Genomic DNA, 15,364 nt, shown 5'->3' on the forward strand with positions numbered 1-15,364 from the left:
CCGCGGGACCCGGCCCCCTTCGTCATCCCGGCGGTTCTCCCCGCCCGCCGAGCGCATAGTTCGTCGGCGAACGCAGGGGTTTCGGGCGCCGGAAGCCCCGATCTCGCCGACGAACTATGCGCTCGCGGACGGGGGCTGCGCTCGCGCGGTGGCTTCCGCAGCGGTGCGCGTGCGCGGCGCGACCAGCACGAGGACGGCGAGGCCGAGCGCGGTGCCGAGCGTGTTGAGGATCCAGTCCTGCAGGGTGGTCCAGCGGCCGGGGATCGCCAGCTGGATCGTCTCGATCGCCGCGGACGTCGCCGAGCCGACGAGCCACACCAGCCACCACCGCCGCAGCCCCAGCAGGCCGCCGAGGAGGAGCCCGAACGGCACGAACAGCAGCACGTTGCCGATGGCCTCCGCCACGGCGAAGGTCAGGGGCAGACCGTGCGCGGCGACCCAGTCGATGGTGCGGCGCACCCAGCCGAAGGCCCGGTGGTCGTCGGGCTGCGGGGTGAAGACGAGGTACCCGAGCACGACGAGGTAGCAGCCGAACACGACCCGGGTGACGGCGCGGCCGCGGGCGGCGCGTGCGGAGGGCATCGGCCCAGGGTACGGACCCATGATGGGGCGATGTTGCGGGTGAACCCCTCGACCGCCGGTCGGTGCGGGCTCGCCGCTTGGGTAGATTCGCGGCATTCGTGCGGATTCGACATGGGGGCTCGGGCGTGAAGGTCTCGGTGATCGGGTGCGGGTACCTCGGTGCGGTCCACGCCGCGTGCATGGCGCGGCTGGGGCACGAGGTGGTCGGCATCGACGTGGACGAGCGGAAGGTCGCGGCCCTGCGCGAGGGCCGGGCGCCGTTCTACGAGCCAGGCCTGCCGGAGCTGCTCGAGGAGGTCGCGGCCACCGGGCGGCTGACGTTCTCCACCGAGATGGCCGACGCGGCGGGCGCGGCGGTCCACTTCATCTGCGTGGGGACGCCGCAGTCGCACGGGGAGTTCCGGGCCGACCTGAGCTACGTCGACGCGGCGACCAGCGCCCTGACGCCGTTCCTGCAGGCCGGCGACGTGGTGGCCGGCAAGTCCACCGTCCCGGTGGGCACGGCCGAGCGGCTGGCCGCGTCGCTGGAGGCGACCGGCGCGACCCTCGTCTGGAACCCGGAGTTCCTGCGGGAGGGGTTCGCCGTCCAGGACACGCTGCACCCGGACCGCCTGGTCTACGGCCTGCCCACCGACGACGACGGCGTGACCACCCCCGCGGGCGAGAAGGCCAGGGCCGTGCTCGACGAGGTCTACGCCACCCCGCTGGCGGCCGGCACCCCGCTGGTGGTGACGGACCGGGCCACGGCGCAGCTGGTGAAGGTGGCGGCCAACTCGTTCCTGGCGACCAAGATCAGCTTCATCAACGCGATGGCCGAGCTGTGCGAGGCCACGGGTGCGGACGTCACGAGGCTGGCGGACGCGATCGGCTACGACCCGCGCATCGGGCGCCGGTTCCTCAACGCGGGCCTGGGCTTCGGCGGGGGCTGCCTGCCGAAGGACATCCGGGCGTTCATGGCGCGGGCCGGGGAGCTGGGCGTCTCCGACGCGCTGGGCTTCCTGCGGGAGATCGACTCGATCAACATGCGCCGCCGGGTGCGGATGGTCGACCTGGCCCGCGAGGTGTGCCACGGCTCGATCGTCGGGCGACGGGTGGCGGTGCTCGGGGCGGCGTTCAAGCCGGACTCCGACGACGTGCGTGACTCCCCGGCCCTGTCGGTGGCCGCCCAGATGCAGCTGCAGGGTGCGCACGTGACGGTGACCGACCCGAAGGCGATCGAGAACGCCCGCGCGAAGTGGCCGGACCTGCGGTTCGCCGCGACCGCGCTGGAGGCCGCCGAGGAGGCCGACGTGGTGCTGCTGGCCACCGAGTGGCCGGAGTACCGCGACCTGGACCCCGACGAGCTGGCCGCCGTGGTCAACCGCAAGGCCATCCTCGACGGACGCAACGTGCTGGACCCCGCCCGCTGGCGCGCAGCCGGCTGGACCTACCGCGCCCTCGGCCGCCCCTGAGCACCCCCATCTTCATTTTCCTGAACTTCTGGCAGCGAATCGCAGCCCAGGCTTCAGGAAAGTGAAGAACCGGGGGGCCGGGGGCCTGAGGCCCGGGGCCTGAGGGGTTGGGGGCTGGGGGGCCGGGGGCCTGGGGTATCGGGGAGACGGGCGTGCGGCGGCTCTTCTCGCGACGATCGTTACCTTGAGTAATGAGTTATGCTAACGATCGTGGCCATCACCAGCGCGGGCCTCGCGGCCGACCTCCGACAGGCGGTCGGCCGCACCCATCGGCGGCTGCGGGCGCAGGTCGGCGAGGCGCACCTGTCGTACCCGCTGTACTCCGTGCTCGTCGTGCTGACGCGCGAGGGCCCGACGACCCCGGGCCGGCTCGCGGAGATCGAGGGCGTGCAGCCGCCGAGCATGACGCGCACGGTCAACTGCCTCGCCGAGCTCGGCCTGGTCAGCAAGGGCCCGGATCCGACGGACGGGCGCCTGGTCGTCGTGGCGCTGACACCCGCGGGCGAGGCGGAGGTGCGCGAGACGCGCCGCCGCCGCGACGCGTGGCTGACGTCGCGCCTGGCCAGGCTGGCGCCCGACGACCGCGCCGTGCTCGCCCGTGCGGCCGCGCTCCTCAAGGAGATCGCCGCGTCGTGAGCACCACGTTCTCGTCCCTCTCCTTCCGGAACTACCGGCTGTGGTTCACGGGCGCGCTGGTGTCGAACATCGGCACCTGGATGCAGCGCACGGCGCAGGACTGGCTGGTGCTCACGCAGCTGACCCACAACTCCGGCGTCGCGCTCGGCCTGACGACGGGGCTGCAGTTCGCCCCGGCGCTGGTGCTCTCCCCGTGGGCGGGGCTGCTGGCGGACCGCCTGGACCGGCGGCGGCTGCTCATGGCGACGCAGGGCGCGATGGGCGTCTTCGCGGCGATCCTCGGCGCGTTGGTGCTGTCCGGGCACGTGCGCCTGTGGCAGGTCTACGTGCTGGCGGCGGCGCTCGGCGTGGCGGCCGCGTTCGACGCGCCCGTCCGCCAGACGTTCGTCGCGCAGCTCGTGCCGAAGGAGAAGCTGGCCAACGCGGTCGGCCTCAACAGCGCGTCGTTCAACGCCGCCCGCCTCGTCGGCCCGGGTGCGGCCGGCCTGCTCATCGCCGCGATCGGCACGGGCTGGATGTTCTGGCTCAACGCGGCGTCGTTCGCCTGCACCATCGGTGCGCTCGTCGCGATGAGGACGACCGAGCTGCACCCGATGCCGATGGTCGCCCGGTCCAAGGGCCAGATCCGGGACGGCCTGGCGTACGTGCGCCACCGCCCGGACATCCTCGTCATCATGGTCGTCATCGGCGTGGTGTCGGCGTTCGGCCTCAACTTCCAGATGACCAGCGCGCTCATCGCCCGCACGGTGTTCCACAAGGGCGCGGGGGAGTACGGCCTGCTCGGCTCCGTGCTGGCGATCGGCTCCCTGTCCGGTGCGCTGCTCGCCGCGCGCCGCGAGAACCCGCGCGTGCGGCTCGTCGTCGGCGCCGCCTTCGCCTTCGGCGTGGCGGCCTGCCTGCTGGCGATCATGCCCACCTACCTGACCTTCGCGATCATGTGCGTCCCGGTGGGCCTGGCGTCGCTGACGATGATGACCGCCGCCAACGCGACCATCCAGCTCGGCACCGAGCCGCGCATGCGGGGGCGCGTCATGGCGCTCTACATGATGGTGTTCCAGGGCGCCACGCCCTTCGGGTCGCCCATCGTCGGCTGGGTCGGCCAGCAGTTCGGCGCCCGGTGGGCGATCGGCATCGGCGGCATCACCGCGGTGATGGTCGCCGTGGCCGCGCTGGTCTGGGTCGGGCGCTCGATGCACGTCCGGGTCCGCTTCCGGGCCGACGAGCACCCGCACCTGCAGGTGACGTACCCGCGGGACGACGCACGGATGCTAGGGACGCGCGCACCGGTCTGACCCGGGTGAACTGCGGCCCCCGGCGCGGTTGGCGCGTGCCCGATATGTCACGATCGCCAGGTGAGCGACCATTCGTCCCGCGCCGAGGAGCCCGGGGCCGCCGTCGAGCTGCTCCCGGACGAGGCCGGTGGCGCCGCTGTCCTGCCCGCCGAGGGTGCGGGTGACGCGGTCGCCCCCGACCAGGCGCTGGCCGACGAGGTCGCGCCCGACCGGGGCCAGGCCGACGAGGTCGCTCCCGACCGGAGCGGTGCCGACGAGGTCGCTCCCGACCGGTGCGGGGCCGACGAGGTCGCTCCCGACCGGAGCGGGGCCGACGAGGTCGCTCCCGTCGTCAGCCCGGCCGACGATGCGCGCTCGACCGAGCAGCCGGCCGGTGCCCCTCTCGCTGCCGATGACGCCGCCCCCGACCGAACCAGGGCCGACGACGCGCCCCTCGGCGAGGCGCCGGCCGACCGCGTGCTCGCGGTCGACGCGTCCAAGTCCGCGGGTGGACCGGACGCCCCGGTGGTCCTGGCCGCGCGACGGCGCAGGCGGCGGCGGGTGCTCGTCGCCGTGGTCGTCGTCCTCGTCGTGCTCGTCGGCGCCGCGGCCTGGCTCGCGGCCCGCGTCTACCAGGCGGGCCGTGCCCTCCAGGCCGCGCAGGACGGCGTGACCGCCCTGGCCCAGGACGCCCGCGACGGCGACCTCGTCAGCCTGAAGGCGGCGCTGCCGCCGCTGGTGCAGCACTTGGACACGGCGCGGCGCGCGGTCGACGACCCCGTGTGGCGCGCCGCGACGGTGCTGCCCTGGGCCGGTCGGCAGCTCGGCGCGGTGCGGACGGTGACGGTCGCGCTCGACGACCTGGTGCGCACCGCTGGGCCCGCGCTCGACGCCGTCGACGGCGCGCTCTCGGCGCAGGACGCGCCCCGCACCGACGGCCGGCTGGTGCTCGGCCCGCTCGTCGACGCCCTGCCGCCGATCGTCGCCGCGGCCGACCAGGTCGACGCCTCGTCGCGCGCGATCGCCGCGATCGACGCCTCCGGGCTGACGCCGCGCCTGGCGGCGCCGGTGGTGCAGCTCCAGCACCAGCTCGCCCAGGTCTCGGGCACGGTCAGCTCGGGCGCGCAGCTCGCGAAGCTCCTGCCGGCGCTCCTCGGCGCGCAGGGCCCGCGCAGCTACCTGCTCGTCGCGCTGAACTCGGCCGAGCTGCGCACGCAGGGCGGCATCGTCGGGGCGGTCGCGCTGCTCAAGGCCGACAACGGCACCATCGACCTCGGCGAGCAGCTCACCACGAGCAGCTTCCCCGGCCTGGCCACGCCGATCCTGCCGCTGACCCCGCAGGAGGACGCGATCCAGACGAACCGGCTCGGCCGCTGGATCCAGGACGCCACGATGACGCCCGACTTCCCACGGACGGCGCAGCTGATCGCCGCGCGATGGGACGCGGAGACCGGGCAGAAGGTCGACGGCGTTATCGTCACGGACGCGGTCGCGGCGGCGGAGCTGCTCAAGGCGACCGGCCCGGTGACCACACGCTCCGGCACGACGCTCGATGCGAGCTCCCTGGTGAGCACCCTGCTGCGCGACGTCTACGTCGACCTGCCCTACACGAACACGCCGCACGGGTGGGACAACGCCGCCGCGGACGCCCTGTACCTGGACGCCTCGGCGGCGATCTTCCACGCGGTCGGGAACGGCCAGGGCGACCGGCTGGCGGTCGTGGACGCGCTGGCGAAGGCGGCGCAGCAGGGACGCGTTCGGGTCTGGTCGTCGCACGCCGACGAGCAGAGCGGGCTGGCGGCGAGCAGCCTCGGCGCGGCGTTCCTCAGCGGCGACCACCCGCACGACGCCGGGGTGTTCCTCGACGACGGCACCGCGGGCAAGCTCGACTACTACCTCACGACGAAGGTCAGCGTCGAGGACCTGCGCTGCACCGGGCCCGATCCGACCGCGACCGTGCGCCTCGACCTGACGTACGCACCCCCGGCGGACGTCGCCAAGCTCCCGCACTACGTGACGGGGTTCCCCGTCAGCGCCCTGCCGACCGGCTGGCTGGCCACGAACATCACCGTGTACAGCCCCGTCGGGGCCAAGCTCGGGGCCCTGGGGCTCGACGACGGGTTCGTCTCCGGGACGATGGCCACGGACGCCGGCCGGGCGGTCCAGGTGGTGACGTCGTGGCTGCCGCCCGGCGGCCACGCCACCTACCGCGCGACGGTGCCCCTCCACGACGGGTCGCTGACGGTCTGGAGCACGCCCACCCTGACGTCCGACGGGATGCAGACGGCTTCCTGCGGCGGGTGAGCATCGGTTTCACCCCGACGAGCAGGTGCTCATCTGCCTCCGACAAGGCACAATCTGGACAAAGGGTTCATTTCGTCCCAACCGGGGAGTCATCGTGTTGCGCTTCGCACACCGTTCGGTCGCGGTCGCAGCGGTGCTGCTGACGACCCTTGCGATCGCGGGTCCCGCCATGGCGGCCGACTCGCCCTCCACCCCGGCGACCTCGTCCCCCGCGGCCACGCCCGGTCCGTCCGGCTACGCATGCCTCGACCAGGAGGGCGGGTACGCCGCAACGGGCGTCTGCCAGCTCGTCGTCCTCAAGGCGGTGGCGGTGTGCCGGGGCAACGCGCCGTGGCTCGACTACGCGGTCGAGCCCCAGGGCACCCCGAACACCACGGTCACGCTCGTCTGGGGCGACCCCAGCGGCCCGCACTCCTTCACGCAGGCGAACCTGCCGCTGTCCGGCAGCGTCCTGTGGCCCGGTACGGTCGTCGACGCGCAGGGCAACGTCACCGACTGGCCCGGCTGGCGCCTGGTCAACGGTCAGTGGGTCCAGGGCGACGACTGGAACTGGGTGCGTCCCACCGTGCCGGTGACGTTCAAGGTCAACCCCGAGGCGACGGTCACCGTCACCTACCCGCCGGAGCAGGCTCCGTGCGCCGACCCGCCGCGGTCCGAGGTGCTGGCTGAGGACTCCACCGCCGTCCTGGCCGCCACGGGCACGTCGGACGCCGGGCCGGTCATGCTCGCCGCCATCGGCGTGCTCCTGCTCGGCAGTCTCCTGCTCGGGCTCCGCGTCATCGTTCGTCGGCGCGCCGCTCGCTGACCACGGCTGACGGGCGCCCTCCGCGCCATCCCCCGGAACGGGGCGCGGAGGGCGCCCGTCCGCGCGTTCAGGACGTGCTCAGGACAGGTGCTCGACGACCCAGTCGACGCAGGCGGTGAGCGCGAGCACGTCGGCGGGGTCGACGGCCGGGTACATGCCGACCCGCAGCTGGTTGCGCCCGAGCCGCCGGTAGGGCTCGGTGTCGACGACGCCGTTGGCGCGCAGCACCGCCGTGACGGTCGCCGCCTCGACGGGCGGCAGCAGGTCGACGGTCCCGACGACGGTCGAGCGCGCGGCCTCGTCGGCCACGAACGGTGTCGCCCAGTCGCGTGCCTGCGCCCACGAGTAGAGGTGGCCGGCGGACGTCGCGGACCGGTTCACTGCCCACGGCAGGCCGCCGTTGGCCTCGATCCAGTCCAGCTGCTCGGCGAGCATGACGAGCGTCGCGAGCGCCGGCGTGTTGAGGGTCTGGTCCAGGCGGGAGTTCGTCACGGCCGCGCTGAACGAGAGGAACTCGGGCACCCACCGACCGCTGGCCTCGATCCGCGCGGCGCGCTCGATCGCGGCGGGGGAGGCGGCGGCGAACCACAGCCCGCCGTCGGACGCGAGCACCTTCTGCGGGGCGAAGTAGTAGACGTCGGCCTGGGACATGTCGACCGGCAGCGCCCCGGCCGCCGACGTGGCGTCGACGACGACCAGCGCGTCGCCGTACCCCGGGTCGCGGCGCACCGGCGCCATGACCCCGGTGGAGGTCTCGTTGTGCGGCCAGGCGTAGACGTCGGCGTCCTCGACGGGCCCGGGGACCACGACGGTGCCGGGCTCGGACTGCGCCACGGCCGGCTCGGCCAGGAAGGGCGCCCGGGCGGTGGCCGCCGCGAACTTCGACCCGAACTCGCCGAACACGCCGTGGGCGGAGCGGTGCTCGACGAGGCAGCAGGTCGCGACGTCCCAGAACGCCGACGAGCCGCCGAGGCCGAGCACGATCTCGTAGCCGTCCGGCAGGCCGAGGAGCGCGCTCAGGCTCGAGCGCACGTGCCCGACGAGCGCGCGCACCGGCTTCTGCCGGTGGGACGTGCCGAGGAGGGACGCACCGGCCGCGGACAGGGCCGCCACCTGCTCCGGCCGGATCTTCGACGGGCCCGACCCGAACCTCCCGTCGGCAGGCAGCAGGTCGGCGGGGATGCGCAGATCGGGGGCCATGCGCCGAGGATATGCGCCGGCCACGCCACTACCCTGGGATCCCGGGGCGGCCTGCGCCCGCAAGGGACGTTGGCACAGCGTGGACACGGCGTGGAGGCGACGCGTGAGCGACCTGATCGACACCACCGAGATGTACCTCAAGACGATCTACGAGCTCAGCGAGGAAGGCATCACGCCCCTGCGCGCCCGGATCGCCGAGCGTCTCGGCCACTCCGGTCCCACCGTGTCGCAGACTGTCGCGCGCATGGAGCGGGACGGTCTCGTCGTCCTCGCCGGCGACCGCCACCTCGAGCTCACCGAGGCCGGCCGGCTCAAGGCCATGCGCGTCATGCGCAAACATCGGCTGGCGGAGCGGCTGCTCATCGACGTCATCGGCCTGGACTGGCCGCTGGCGCACGACGAGGCCTGCCGCTGGGAGCACGTGATGAGCGAGCAGGTGGAGATGCGGCTGACGAAGCTGCTCGAGCACCCGCACTTCGACCCGTACGGCAACCCCATCCCGGGCCTGGCGGAGATCGGCGAGCACGGCGCCGTGCCGGGCTTCCTCGAGGGCGTCGTCTCGCTCGTCGACCCCGACGGCCCCGCGAACGGGACGCTCGCGGTCGTCCGGCGCATCGGTGAGCCGGTGCAGGTGGACGTCGAGCTGCTCGGCCGGCTCGCGGACGCGGGTGTCACCCCCGGCGCCCGCGTCAGCGTGGTCCGCGAGGACGGGATGGTGACCGTCGGTATGCCCGGATCGCCCGATCTTCTCGACCTGCCGGACGAGGTTGCGCGCCACATCTTCGTCGCCGCCGTGTGACTTAGGTCCCACTTCGGCGGCCGGTCCCTCGCGGGCACCGTGATGTGCCTGGTGGGCGACTTCTGGACATCTGAACATGTTCGTGACCGGAACGTGACAAGCGGCCGAACGGTCGGGTACGGTCGAACCGCTTGCCGGAACCCTCCTCCGGAAAGCCCTCGGGCGGATCGCCAAATCCTGCCGCCGCACGGGGTCCGCACGACTCGCCGGCAGGAGCGGGGGACCCAATCGCGGGCACCGGTGACGGTGTCCTTGGGGTGAAGCCGGGCGGACGGTCTTCGGACCGCTCGACCGGCCGGGTGATCTCCCACCCGAACCCGACAGCTGACCTCGCAGGCGTCAGGAGAGGCAGCCAGCTTGTCCGTACGCACGTCTCACGGTCGGCATCGCGCGGCGACGCGCCCGTCGACCCCTCTCACGCAGTTCACGTCGACGGCGACCTCGCAGCTGCAGGTCGTCGGCCGTCGTACCGCCATCGTGGCCGCCTCGTCCGGACTCGTCGTGTCCGCCATGGGTGCCACGCCCGCTTTCGCGAGCAGTGACAGTGCCGTCGGGTTCCCGTCGGTCGACACGGCTGCCCTCGCCGCCCAGGCGCAGGCTCAGCTCGAGCTCGCACCCGTCGTCACCGCCCCTGCCGATGCGCAGTGGACGCTCGACGTCGACAGCGTCACCCCCGTCAAGCCCGCCCCGAAGCCGGTAGTCCGGGCCACGGTCAAGACCAGCCGTTCCGCGATCCGGGTCGCCAACAACCCGACGCCTCCTTCGGTCGCCGGCAGCGCGGTGCTCCAGATCGCGGCGCGCTACGTCGGCACGCCGTACGTGTACGGCGGCGCCAGCCCGGCTGGCTTCGACTGCTCGGGGTTCGTCCAGTACGTCTACGCGCAGCTCGGCATCAGCCTGCCGCGCACGTCGAGTGCCGACCGCTACGTCGGCACCGTGGTCTCGGCGGCCGACGCGCTGCCCGGCGACCTCATCTGGACGCCGGGGCACGTGGGGATCTACGCCGGCGGCGGCATGGAGATCGACGCTCCGCGTCCCGGTGGCACGGTGCAGTTCCGCGCCATCTGGCAGTCCAGCCCGGTCTACATCCGGGTGAGCTGACCAGCGACGTTCCGCACGAAGGCCCCGCCGACACACGTCGTGCGGGGCCTTCGTCGTTGCGGGAGCACCTCGGCGCGCGGTTTACCCTGTTCGTGCATCACGCGAGTTGCCTGTGCACGGACCGGCAGCCAGCCGGCCCGACCTGCGAGGTCAGGAGAGCACCGTGCTGAGCACCGACGCCGCGCCACCATCTACGTACGCCGCGCCCGACTGGACCCCGCAGGGGGCGGGCGCGGACGGTTCGGCGGGCTCCCCCGCCCGGGCCCTGCTCCTCAATGCGAGCCTCGAGCCACTCTGCGTCGTCAGCCTGCGACGCGCCGTGGTGCTCGTCATGACCGGCAAGGCGACGATCCTGGAATCCGAGGGCCGCATGCTCCACTCCGAGCGTGCGGCCCTTCCCGTTCCCGTGGTGCTCTCCCTCACCCGGTACGTGCACGTGCCGGTGCGGCGTGCCGTGCCGCCGACGCGGCGCTCCGTGCTGCAGCGCGACAACCACCGGTGCGCCTACTGCGGCGGCGGGGCGGACACGGTGGACCACGTGCAGCCGCGGTCCCGCGGCGGGCGCCACGAGTGGACGAACGTCGTCGCAGCCTGCGTGCGGTGCAACCACCGCAAGGCCGACCGGCTGCTGCACGAGATCGGGTGGCAGCTGTCGTTCACGCCGCGCGCCCCGCGGTGGTCGGTGGCGCTGGGCGCGGCCGCGGCGCGCTCCGAACCGTCCTGGAGCCGCTACCTCGCGGCATGACGCGCCTTGACCCATCAAAGCGTCAAGGACGTGCCACGATGGGGTTATGACGCGCTCACGGGAGATTCTGGTGGGGGTCGACGGCTCGGCCGCGAGCCTGCACGCGCTGGACTGGGCGGCGCAGGAAGCGGTCATCCACGGGCTGGGGCTGCGGCTCGTGTGCGGCTATGCGCTGCCGTCGTTCGCGGCGGCGTCCCTGGACGGCGGCTACGCCGCGCTCGACGACTCGGCGATCCGCGCCGGCGCGCAGGCCGTCGTGGCCGACGCGGCCGAGCACGTCGCCAACGCCGGCGTGCCGGTCACGTCGCACGTGACGGTCGGCGACGCCGCCGCCGTGCTCATCGACGAGTCGGCGCGGGTCACCATGGCGGTGGTGGGCACGCGCGGCGGCGGCGGCTTCGCCGAGCGCCTGCTCGGCACCGTCTCCTCGGCGCTCCCGGCGCACGCCCAGTGCCCGACGATCGTGGTGCCGACGCGCCGCAAGGCGAAGGGCGCGCCGCCGGAGGAGGAGCCGCTCGTGGTGCGGCCGGTGCGCCGCGTCGTCGTCGGCCTCGACGGCTCCCCGCAGGCCGAGCTGGCGCTGCGCTGGGCGATCCGCGAGGCGAAGGTCTGGGGAGCGGAGCTGGTGGCGGTGACGGGCGTCCCGGTGACGGCCGGCTCGGGCACCCTGGCGTGGCTGCCGGCCGCGGTGGACCACCAGCAGGTGCTGGAGGACGTCGCGACCGCGTTGGACGTGCTCATCGACCGGGTGGCCGCGGAGGAGCCGGGCGCGCCGGAGATCACCCGGACGGTGCGGGACGGCACGGGGGCGCAGCTGCTCACCGAGGCCTCGGCCGACACCGACCTGCTCGTCGTCGGCTCGCGCGGCCGCGGCGGCTTCGCCGGGCTGCTGCTGGGCTCGACGAGCCAGGCGGTGCTCCACCACGCCCAGTGCCCGGTGATGATCGTCACCCAGAAGTGCACGCTCGAGGACGACGGGGTGCATCCGGAGTAACCGGTTCCGCCGGTACCGCTTACCACGTCGGAGGCCTGCGGTGGCAAGAACCACCCGATCGGGTGACACTGCCGTCGGGTGAAACGGGCCTGCTAGCGTCTCGGGGACGTCCTCGGTGGGTCGCAAGTCCCACGCAGCGGCCGTGGCGTGCTCCTTACCGTCCCTCCATGGCGCGGCGTGTGCGAAGAAAGGGCGATTCGCCCCTTCAGTCCCAGCCGTCCCGTGCCGATGTCCCGGAGGCGTATACACCTCGGCACTGGGAAGGCGGCGTCATGGCGCTCACTCGGCGTGTCGCGGCGACCTCCGTCCCGCACCAGAAGACCTCGCTCGACGGCACGCCCGAGGGCGAGCCGGCCGTCATCGAGCTGACCGGCACCGGCGTCGGCCCGGCCGCGCCCCTCCTCGATCACGTCCCGACGCAGCGCAGCGTCTTCCCGCAGGCGGAGCCCGAGACGCTCGACGCGCCCGCGTCCCTGCCGCCGACGACGGTCGCCGAGCCCGCGCCGGATCGCCGCAGGGGCCGTGCCGGCCTCATCGTCGTCGCGGTGACGGTCTCCGGTGCGCTCATCGCGGCCAGCATCGTCGTGGCGCACGACCGCGCCGTGCGGATCGCCGAGCGGCAGGCCGCCGACATCCGGCTGGCGGCGGACCGCGCCGCCCAGGAGAGCGACTTCTCCGCCCGGTACGCCGCCCAGCAGGCCGCCGCCACCGCCTGGTCCAACGCCCTCGCCGCGGCCCGCCGGACGGCGCTCGCCGCGGCCGCCGACGGCACGCAGCAGCTGACCGCCGCAGTGCACGCCGACCCGACCCTGGTGGCCGCCCTGCAGGCGGCGATCGGCCTGGCGACCAGCACCGCGGCCGACCCGTCCGCGAGCGTGGCGGACATCAGCGCCGCGGCCGCGGGGGTCGCAGCCCCGGCGAAGGCCGTGACGGTCTCGGAGGCCGCGTGGCAGGCCGCCGACCAGGCGCGGATCGCGGCGGAGCAGCAGGCGGCGGCGCAGGCCGCGGCGGTGGCGAAGGCCGCGGCCGCCCAGCCCGTGGTCAAGAAGCCGGTGGCGACCAAGCCCGTGACCTCGTCGGGCACGGTCCCCGCCCCCAGCGGCGGCACGGTGCAGCCGATCCCGGCGGGTGGGCTCGTCTGCCCCGGTGCGCCGGTCGGCGCGGGTGTCGGCGAGTCGAGCTACAGCGCCATCGGCGCCGCGATCAACGCGTGGCGCGCGGGCCAGGGCCTGCCGGCGCTGGCGATCTCGCGGTCGTCCACGCTCGTCGCGCACGCGGAGGACATGGCGGCCTCGGGCGGCATCTGGCACTCCGGCTACGACAACATCGTCGGCTGCACCAGCGGCTCGGTGGCCTCGCTCATCGACGCGTGGGCCAACTCGGCGCCGCACCGGGCGCAGATGCTGCGCACGGACGTCAGCCGGATGCTCATCGGCGGTGCGAGCTCCGGCGGCTGGCTCTACGGAGCCGTGAAGTTCAGCTGATCGGCTCGCGGATCTCGAGCGTGCAGCACTTGGCGCCGCCGCCGCCCTTGAGCAGCTCGGTGGTGTCGACGGCGATCGTCTCGTAGCCGCGCTCGCGCACGGCCGCGGCCAGGTGCGTCGCGCCGGGGGCGTGCACCACGTGCTGCCCGTCGGAGACGATGTTGAGGCCGAGCGCGGCCGCGTCCTGTTCGTCGGCCAGCACCGCGTCCGGGAACAGCTGGCGCAGCACGTTCTGCGAGCCCGCCGAGAACGCCGGCGGGTAGTAGGCGATCTGCGGCTCGTCGGCCGAGCTGGAGAGCACGGCGAGCGCCGTGTCGAGGTGGTAGTAGTGCGGGTCGACGAGCTCGAGCGAGATCACCGGGTGCCCGAACAGCTCCTGCGCCTCGGCGTGGGCCGCGCGCTCGCTGCGGAAGCCGGTGCCGGCCAGCAGCACGCTGCCGACGACGAGCATGTCGCCCTCGCCCTCGTTGACGCGCTGGGCGGTGTGGGTGACGTAGCCGTGGTCCGCGAACCACTTCTCGTACACCGGGCCCTCGGGCTGGCGCTGCGGGTAGCGGAACCTCGCCGAGTAGACGATGCCGTCGACGACGGTCGCGCCGTTGGCGGCGTAGACCATGTCGGGCAGGCCGGGGACCGGGTCGATGAGGTCGATGGTGTGCCCGAGGTCGACGAACACGTCGCGCAGCCGCCGCCACTGGTCCACCGCGCGCTGGGTGTCCGTCGCCAGCTCCTGGTGCATCCACGGGTTGATCTCGTACGAGACCGTGTAGTACGTGGGTTCGCACATGAGGTAGTGCCGGGGGGTCGCCCCGGGGGCGGTGCTGGTCATCGTTCTCCTCGGCGGTTGAGCGCGTCGGCGGCGGTCGTGGGCCGTGGGCGAGCCTACGACGTCCCCGCGCCGAACCCGAGCAGCGTGCCCCGCGCCGGGCACCGGGCGGGGTGGTCCGGACCGGGTCTCGACCGGGTGGTCCGGACCGGCTCCGGGCCCGGTAGGTTCGGGCGCATGGAGACTCGGGTCCTGGGCCGTACCGGCCGTTCCGTCGGCGTCGTCGGGCTCGGCTGCTGGCAGCTGGGCGGGGACTGGGGCGAGGTGGACGACGAGGCCGCGCGCGCGGTGCTCGACGCCGCGCTCGACGCGGGGGTGACCTTCCTCGACACCGCCGACGTCTACGGGGACGGCCGGAGCGAGACCTTCGTCGGGAAGGTGCTGGCGGAGCGGGGCCGTGAGGGGATCACGGTCGCCACCAAGATGGGCCGCCGGGCGGACCCGCACGTCGCCGACGCCTACACGCTCGACGCCTTCCGGCGGTGGAACGACCGCTCGCGGGCCAACCTCGGCGTCGACACCATCGACCTGGTCCAGCTGCACTGCCCGCCCACGGACGTGTACCGGCGGGAGCGGACGTACGACGACCTCGACACGCTCGTCGCCGAGGGCCGCATCGCCGCCTACGGCGTGTCCGTGGAGACCGTCGAGGAGGCGCTGCTGGCCATCGCACGGCCGCACGTGGCGACGGTGCAGATCATCCTCAACGTGTTCCGGCGCAAGCCGCTGGAGGAGGTGCTCCCCGCGGCGCGCGAGGCGGGCGTGGGCATCATCGCGCGCGTGCCGCTCGCCTCCGGGCTGCTCAGCGGGAAGTACGACGAGCACACCACGTTCGCCGCGTCGGACCACCGCACGTACAACCGCAAGGGTGAGGCGTTCGACGTCGGCGAGACCTTCGCGGGCGTGCCGTTCGAGGTCGGCGTCGTCGCGGCGCGCGAGGTGGCATCCTTCACGCCCGCCGGCGCGACGACGGCGCAGCTGGCGCTGCGCTGGATCATCGACCAGCCCGGCGTCTCCGTCGTCATCCCCGGCGCCCGCTCGCCCGAGCAGGCGCGCGGCAACGCCGAGGCCGCCGAGCTGCCGCCGCTCGACCACGAGACCCTCGGCGGGCTGCAGCGCATCTACGACGAGTCGATCCGCTTCCACGTCCACCACCGCTGGTAACC

The 15,364-nt window shown here is 73.8% G+C and carries 14 protein-coding genes and 1 riboswitch; of the genes, 11 read left to right on the forward strand and 3 right to left on the reverse strand.

Going from position 1 to position 15,364, the window contains the following annotated elements:
• Positions 1-114: 114 nt before the first annotated feature.
• The gene (locus tag BGO37_RS05935; RefSeq protein WP_291753074.1) at positions 115-582 is read right to left on the reverse strand and encodes a VanZ family protein; all 468 of its coding nucleotides are present in this window, start codon (positions 580-582) and stop codon (positions 115-117) included.
• Positions 583-707: 125 nt separating this feature from the next.
• Here BGO37_RS05935 and BGO37_RS05940 point away from each other — a divergent pair, with 125 nt between their 5' ends.
• The 5 genes from BGO37_RS05940 (at position 708) to BGO37_RS05960 (ending at position 7,049) form a co-directional block, all read left to right on the forward strand.
• The gene (locus BGO37_RS05940; protein WP_291753076.1) at positions 708-2,033 is read left to right on the forward strand and encodes a UDP-glucose/GDP-mannose dehydrogenase family protein; all 1,326 of its coding nucleotides are present in this window, start codon (positions 708-710) and stop codon (positions 2,031-2,033) included.
• A gap of 210 nt (positions 2,034-2,243) precedes the next feature.
• Positions 2,244-2,669, forward strand: a complete 426-nt coding sequence (locus BGO37_RS05945) for a MarR family transcriptional regulator (RefSeq protein ID WP_291753077.1) — start codon at positions 2,244-2,246, stop codon at positions 2,667-2,669.
• Positions 2,666-3,961 carry an MFS transporter gene (locus BGO37_RS05950; protein WP_291753078.1) on the forward strand — a complete coding sequence of 432 codons (1,296 nt, stop codon included), beginning with the start codon at positions 2,666-2,668 and terminating at the stop codon, positions 3,959-3,961. Before BGO37_RS05945 ends, BGO37_RS05950 begins: the two co-directional genes overlap by 4 nt.
• A 60-nt stretch (positions 3,962-4,021) precedes the next feature.
• Positions 4,022-6,244, forward strand: coding sequence for a DUF4012 domain-containing protein (locus BGO37_RS05955; protein ID WP_291753080.1), 2,223 nt, complete (start codon positions 4,022-4,024; stop codon positions 6,242-6,244).
• A gap of 94 nt (positions 6,245-6,338) precedes the next feature.
• A complete protein-coding gene (locus tag BGO37_RS05960) occupies positions 6,339-7,049 on the forward strand; it encodes a peptidase (RefSeq protein ID WP_291753082.1) in 711 nt (236 codons plus the stop codon).
• Between the two features lie 78 nt (positions 7,050-7,127).
• On the opposite strand, the gene serC is transcribed toward BGO37_RS05960, so the two are convergent.
• Positions 7,128-8,249, reverse strand: a complete 1,122-nt coding sequence (serC, locus tag BGO37_RS05965; RefSeq protein WP_291753084.1) for a phosphoserine transaminase — start codon at positions 8,247-8,249, stop codon at positions 7,128-7,130.
• 103 nt (positions 8,250-8,352) lie between these two features.
• Here serC and BGO37_RS05970 point away from each other — a divergent pair, with 103 nt between their 5' ends.
• The 5 genes from BGO37_RS05970 (at position 8,353) to BGO37_RS05990 (ending at position 13,372) form a co-directional block, all read left to right on the forward strand.
• Entirely contained in the window at positions 8,353-9,048 is a 696-nt protein-coding gene (locus BGO37_RS05970; protein ID WP_291753085.1) for a metal-dependent transcriptional regulator, read from the forward strand.
• 158 nt (positions 9,049-9,206) lie between these two features.
• A riboswitch (cyclic di-AMP (ydaO/yuaA leader) is annotated at positions 9,207-9,401 on the forward strand.
• Positions 9,402-9,558: 157 nt separating this feature from the next.
• On the forward strand, positions 9,559-10,149 hold the full coding sequence (locus tag BGO37_RS05975; protein ID WP_367188087.1) for a C40 family peptidase: 591 nt from the start codon (positions 9,559-9,561) through the stop codon (positions 10,147-10,149).
• Positions 10,150-10,414: 265 nt separating this feature from the next.
• A complete protein-coding gene (locus tag BGO37_RS05980) occupies positions 10,415-10,894 on the forward strand; it encodes an HNH endonuclease (RefSeq protein WP_291753302.1) in 480 nt (159 codons plus the stop codon).
• A 46-nt stretch (positions 10,895-10,940) separates the two neighbouring features.
• Positions 10,941-11,888: a universal stress protein gene (locus BGO37_RS05985; RefSeq protein WP_291753089.1), complete on the forward strand. Its 948-nt coding sequence runs from the start codon at positions 10,941-10,943 to the stop codon at positions 11,886-11,888.
• Between the two features lie 272 nt (positions 11,889-12,160).
• Positions 12,161-13,372: a CAP domain-containing protein gene (locus BGO37_RS05990; protein WP_291753091.1), complete on the forward strand. Its 1,212-nt coding sequence runs from the start codon at positions 12,161-12,163 to the stop codon at positions 13,370-13,372.
• Here BGO37_RS05990 and ddaH read toward each other — a convergent pair.
• Complete coding sequence (gene ddaH / locus BGO37_RS05995) at positions 13,365-14,201, reverse strand: dimethylargininase (RefSeq protein ID WP_291753093.1); 837 nt, start codon at positions 14,199-14,201, stop codon at positions 13,365-13,367. The genes BGO37_RS05990 and ddaH overlap by 8 nt on opposite strands.
• 174 nt (positions 14,202-14,375) lie before the next feature.
• On the opposite strand from ddaH, the gene BGO37_RS06000 reads away from it, so the two are divergent.
• Positions 14,376-15,362 (forward strand): aldo/keto reductase, encoded by a 987-nt coding sequence (locus BGO37_RS06000; RefSeq protein WP_291753095.1) that lies wholly within the window; start codon positions 14,376-14,378, stop codon positions 15,360-15,362.
• Positions 15,363-15,364: the final 2 nt, after the last annotated feature.

The organism is Cellulomonas sp. 73-92 (genome assembly GCF_001898175.1).
Taxonomy (GTDB): Bacteria; Actinomycetota; Actinomycetes; order Actinomycetales; family Cellulomonadaceae; genus Cellulomonas.

Excerpts from the sequence above, each read along its gene's own strand:
- BGO37_RS05935 (WP_291753074.1), bottom strand. The coding sequence starts at position 582 with ATGCCCTCCGCACGCGCCGCCCGCGGCCGCGCCGTCACCCGGGTCGTG.
- BGO37_RS05975 (WP_367188087.1), top strand. The coding sequence starts at position 9,559 with ATGGGTGCCACGCCCGCTTTCGCGAGCAGTGACAGTGCCGTCGGGTTC.
- BGO37_RS06000 (WP_291753095.1), top strand. The coding sequence starts at position 14,376 with ATGGAGACTCGGGTCCTGGGCCGTACCGGCCGTTCCGTCGGCGTCGTC.
- serC (WP_291753084.1), bottom strand. The coding sequence starts at position 8,249 with ATGGCCCCCGATCTGCGCATCCCCGCCGACCTGCTGCCTGCCGACGGG.
- ddaH (WP_291753093.1), bottom strand. The coding sequence starts at position 14,201 with ATGACCAGCACCGCCCCCGGGGCGACCCCCCGGCACTACCTCATGTGC.
- BGO37_RS05990 (WP_291753091.1), top strand. The coding sequence starts at position 12,161 with ATGGCGCTCACTCGGCGTGTCGCGGCGACCTCCGTCCCGCACCAGAAG.
- BGO37_RS05985 (WP_291753089.1), top strand. The coding sequence starts at position 10,941 with ATGACGCGCTCACGGGAGATTCTGGTGGGGGTCGACGGCTCGGCCGCG.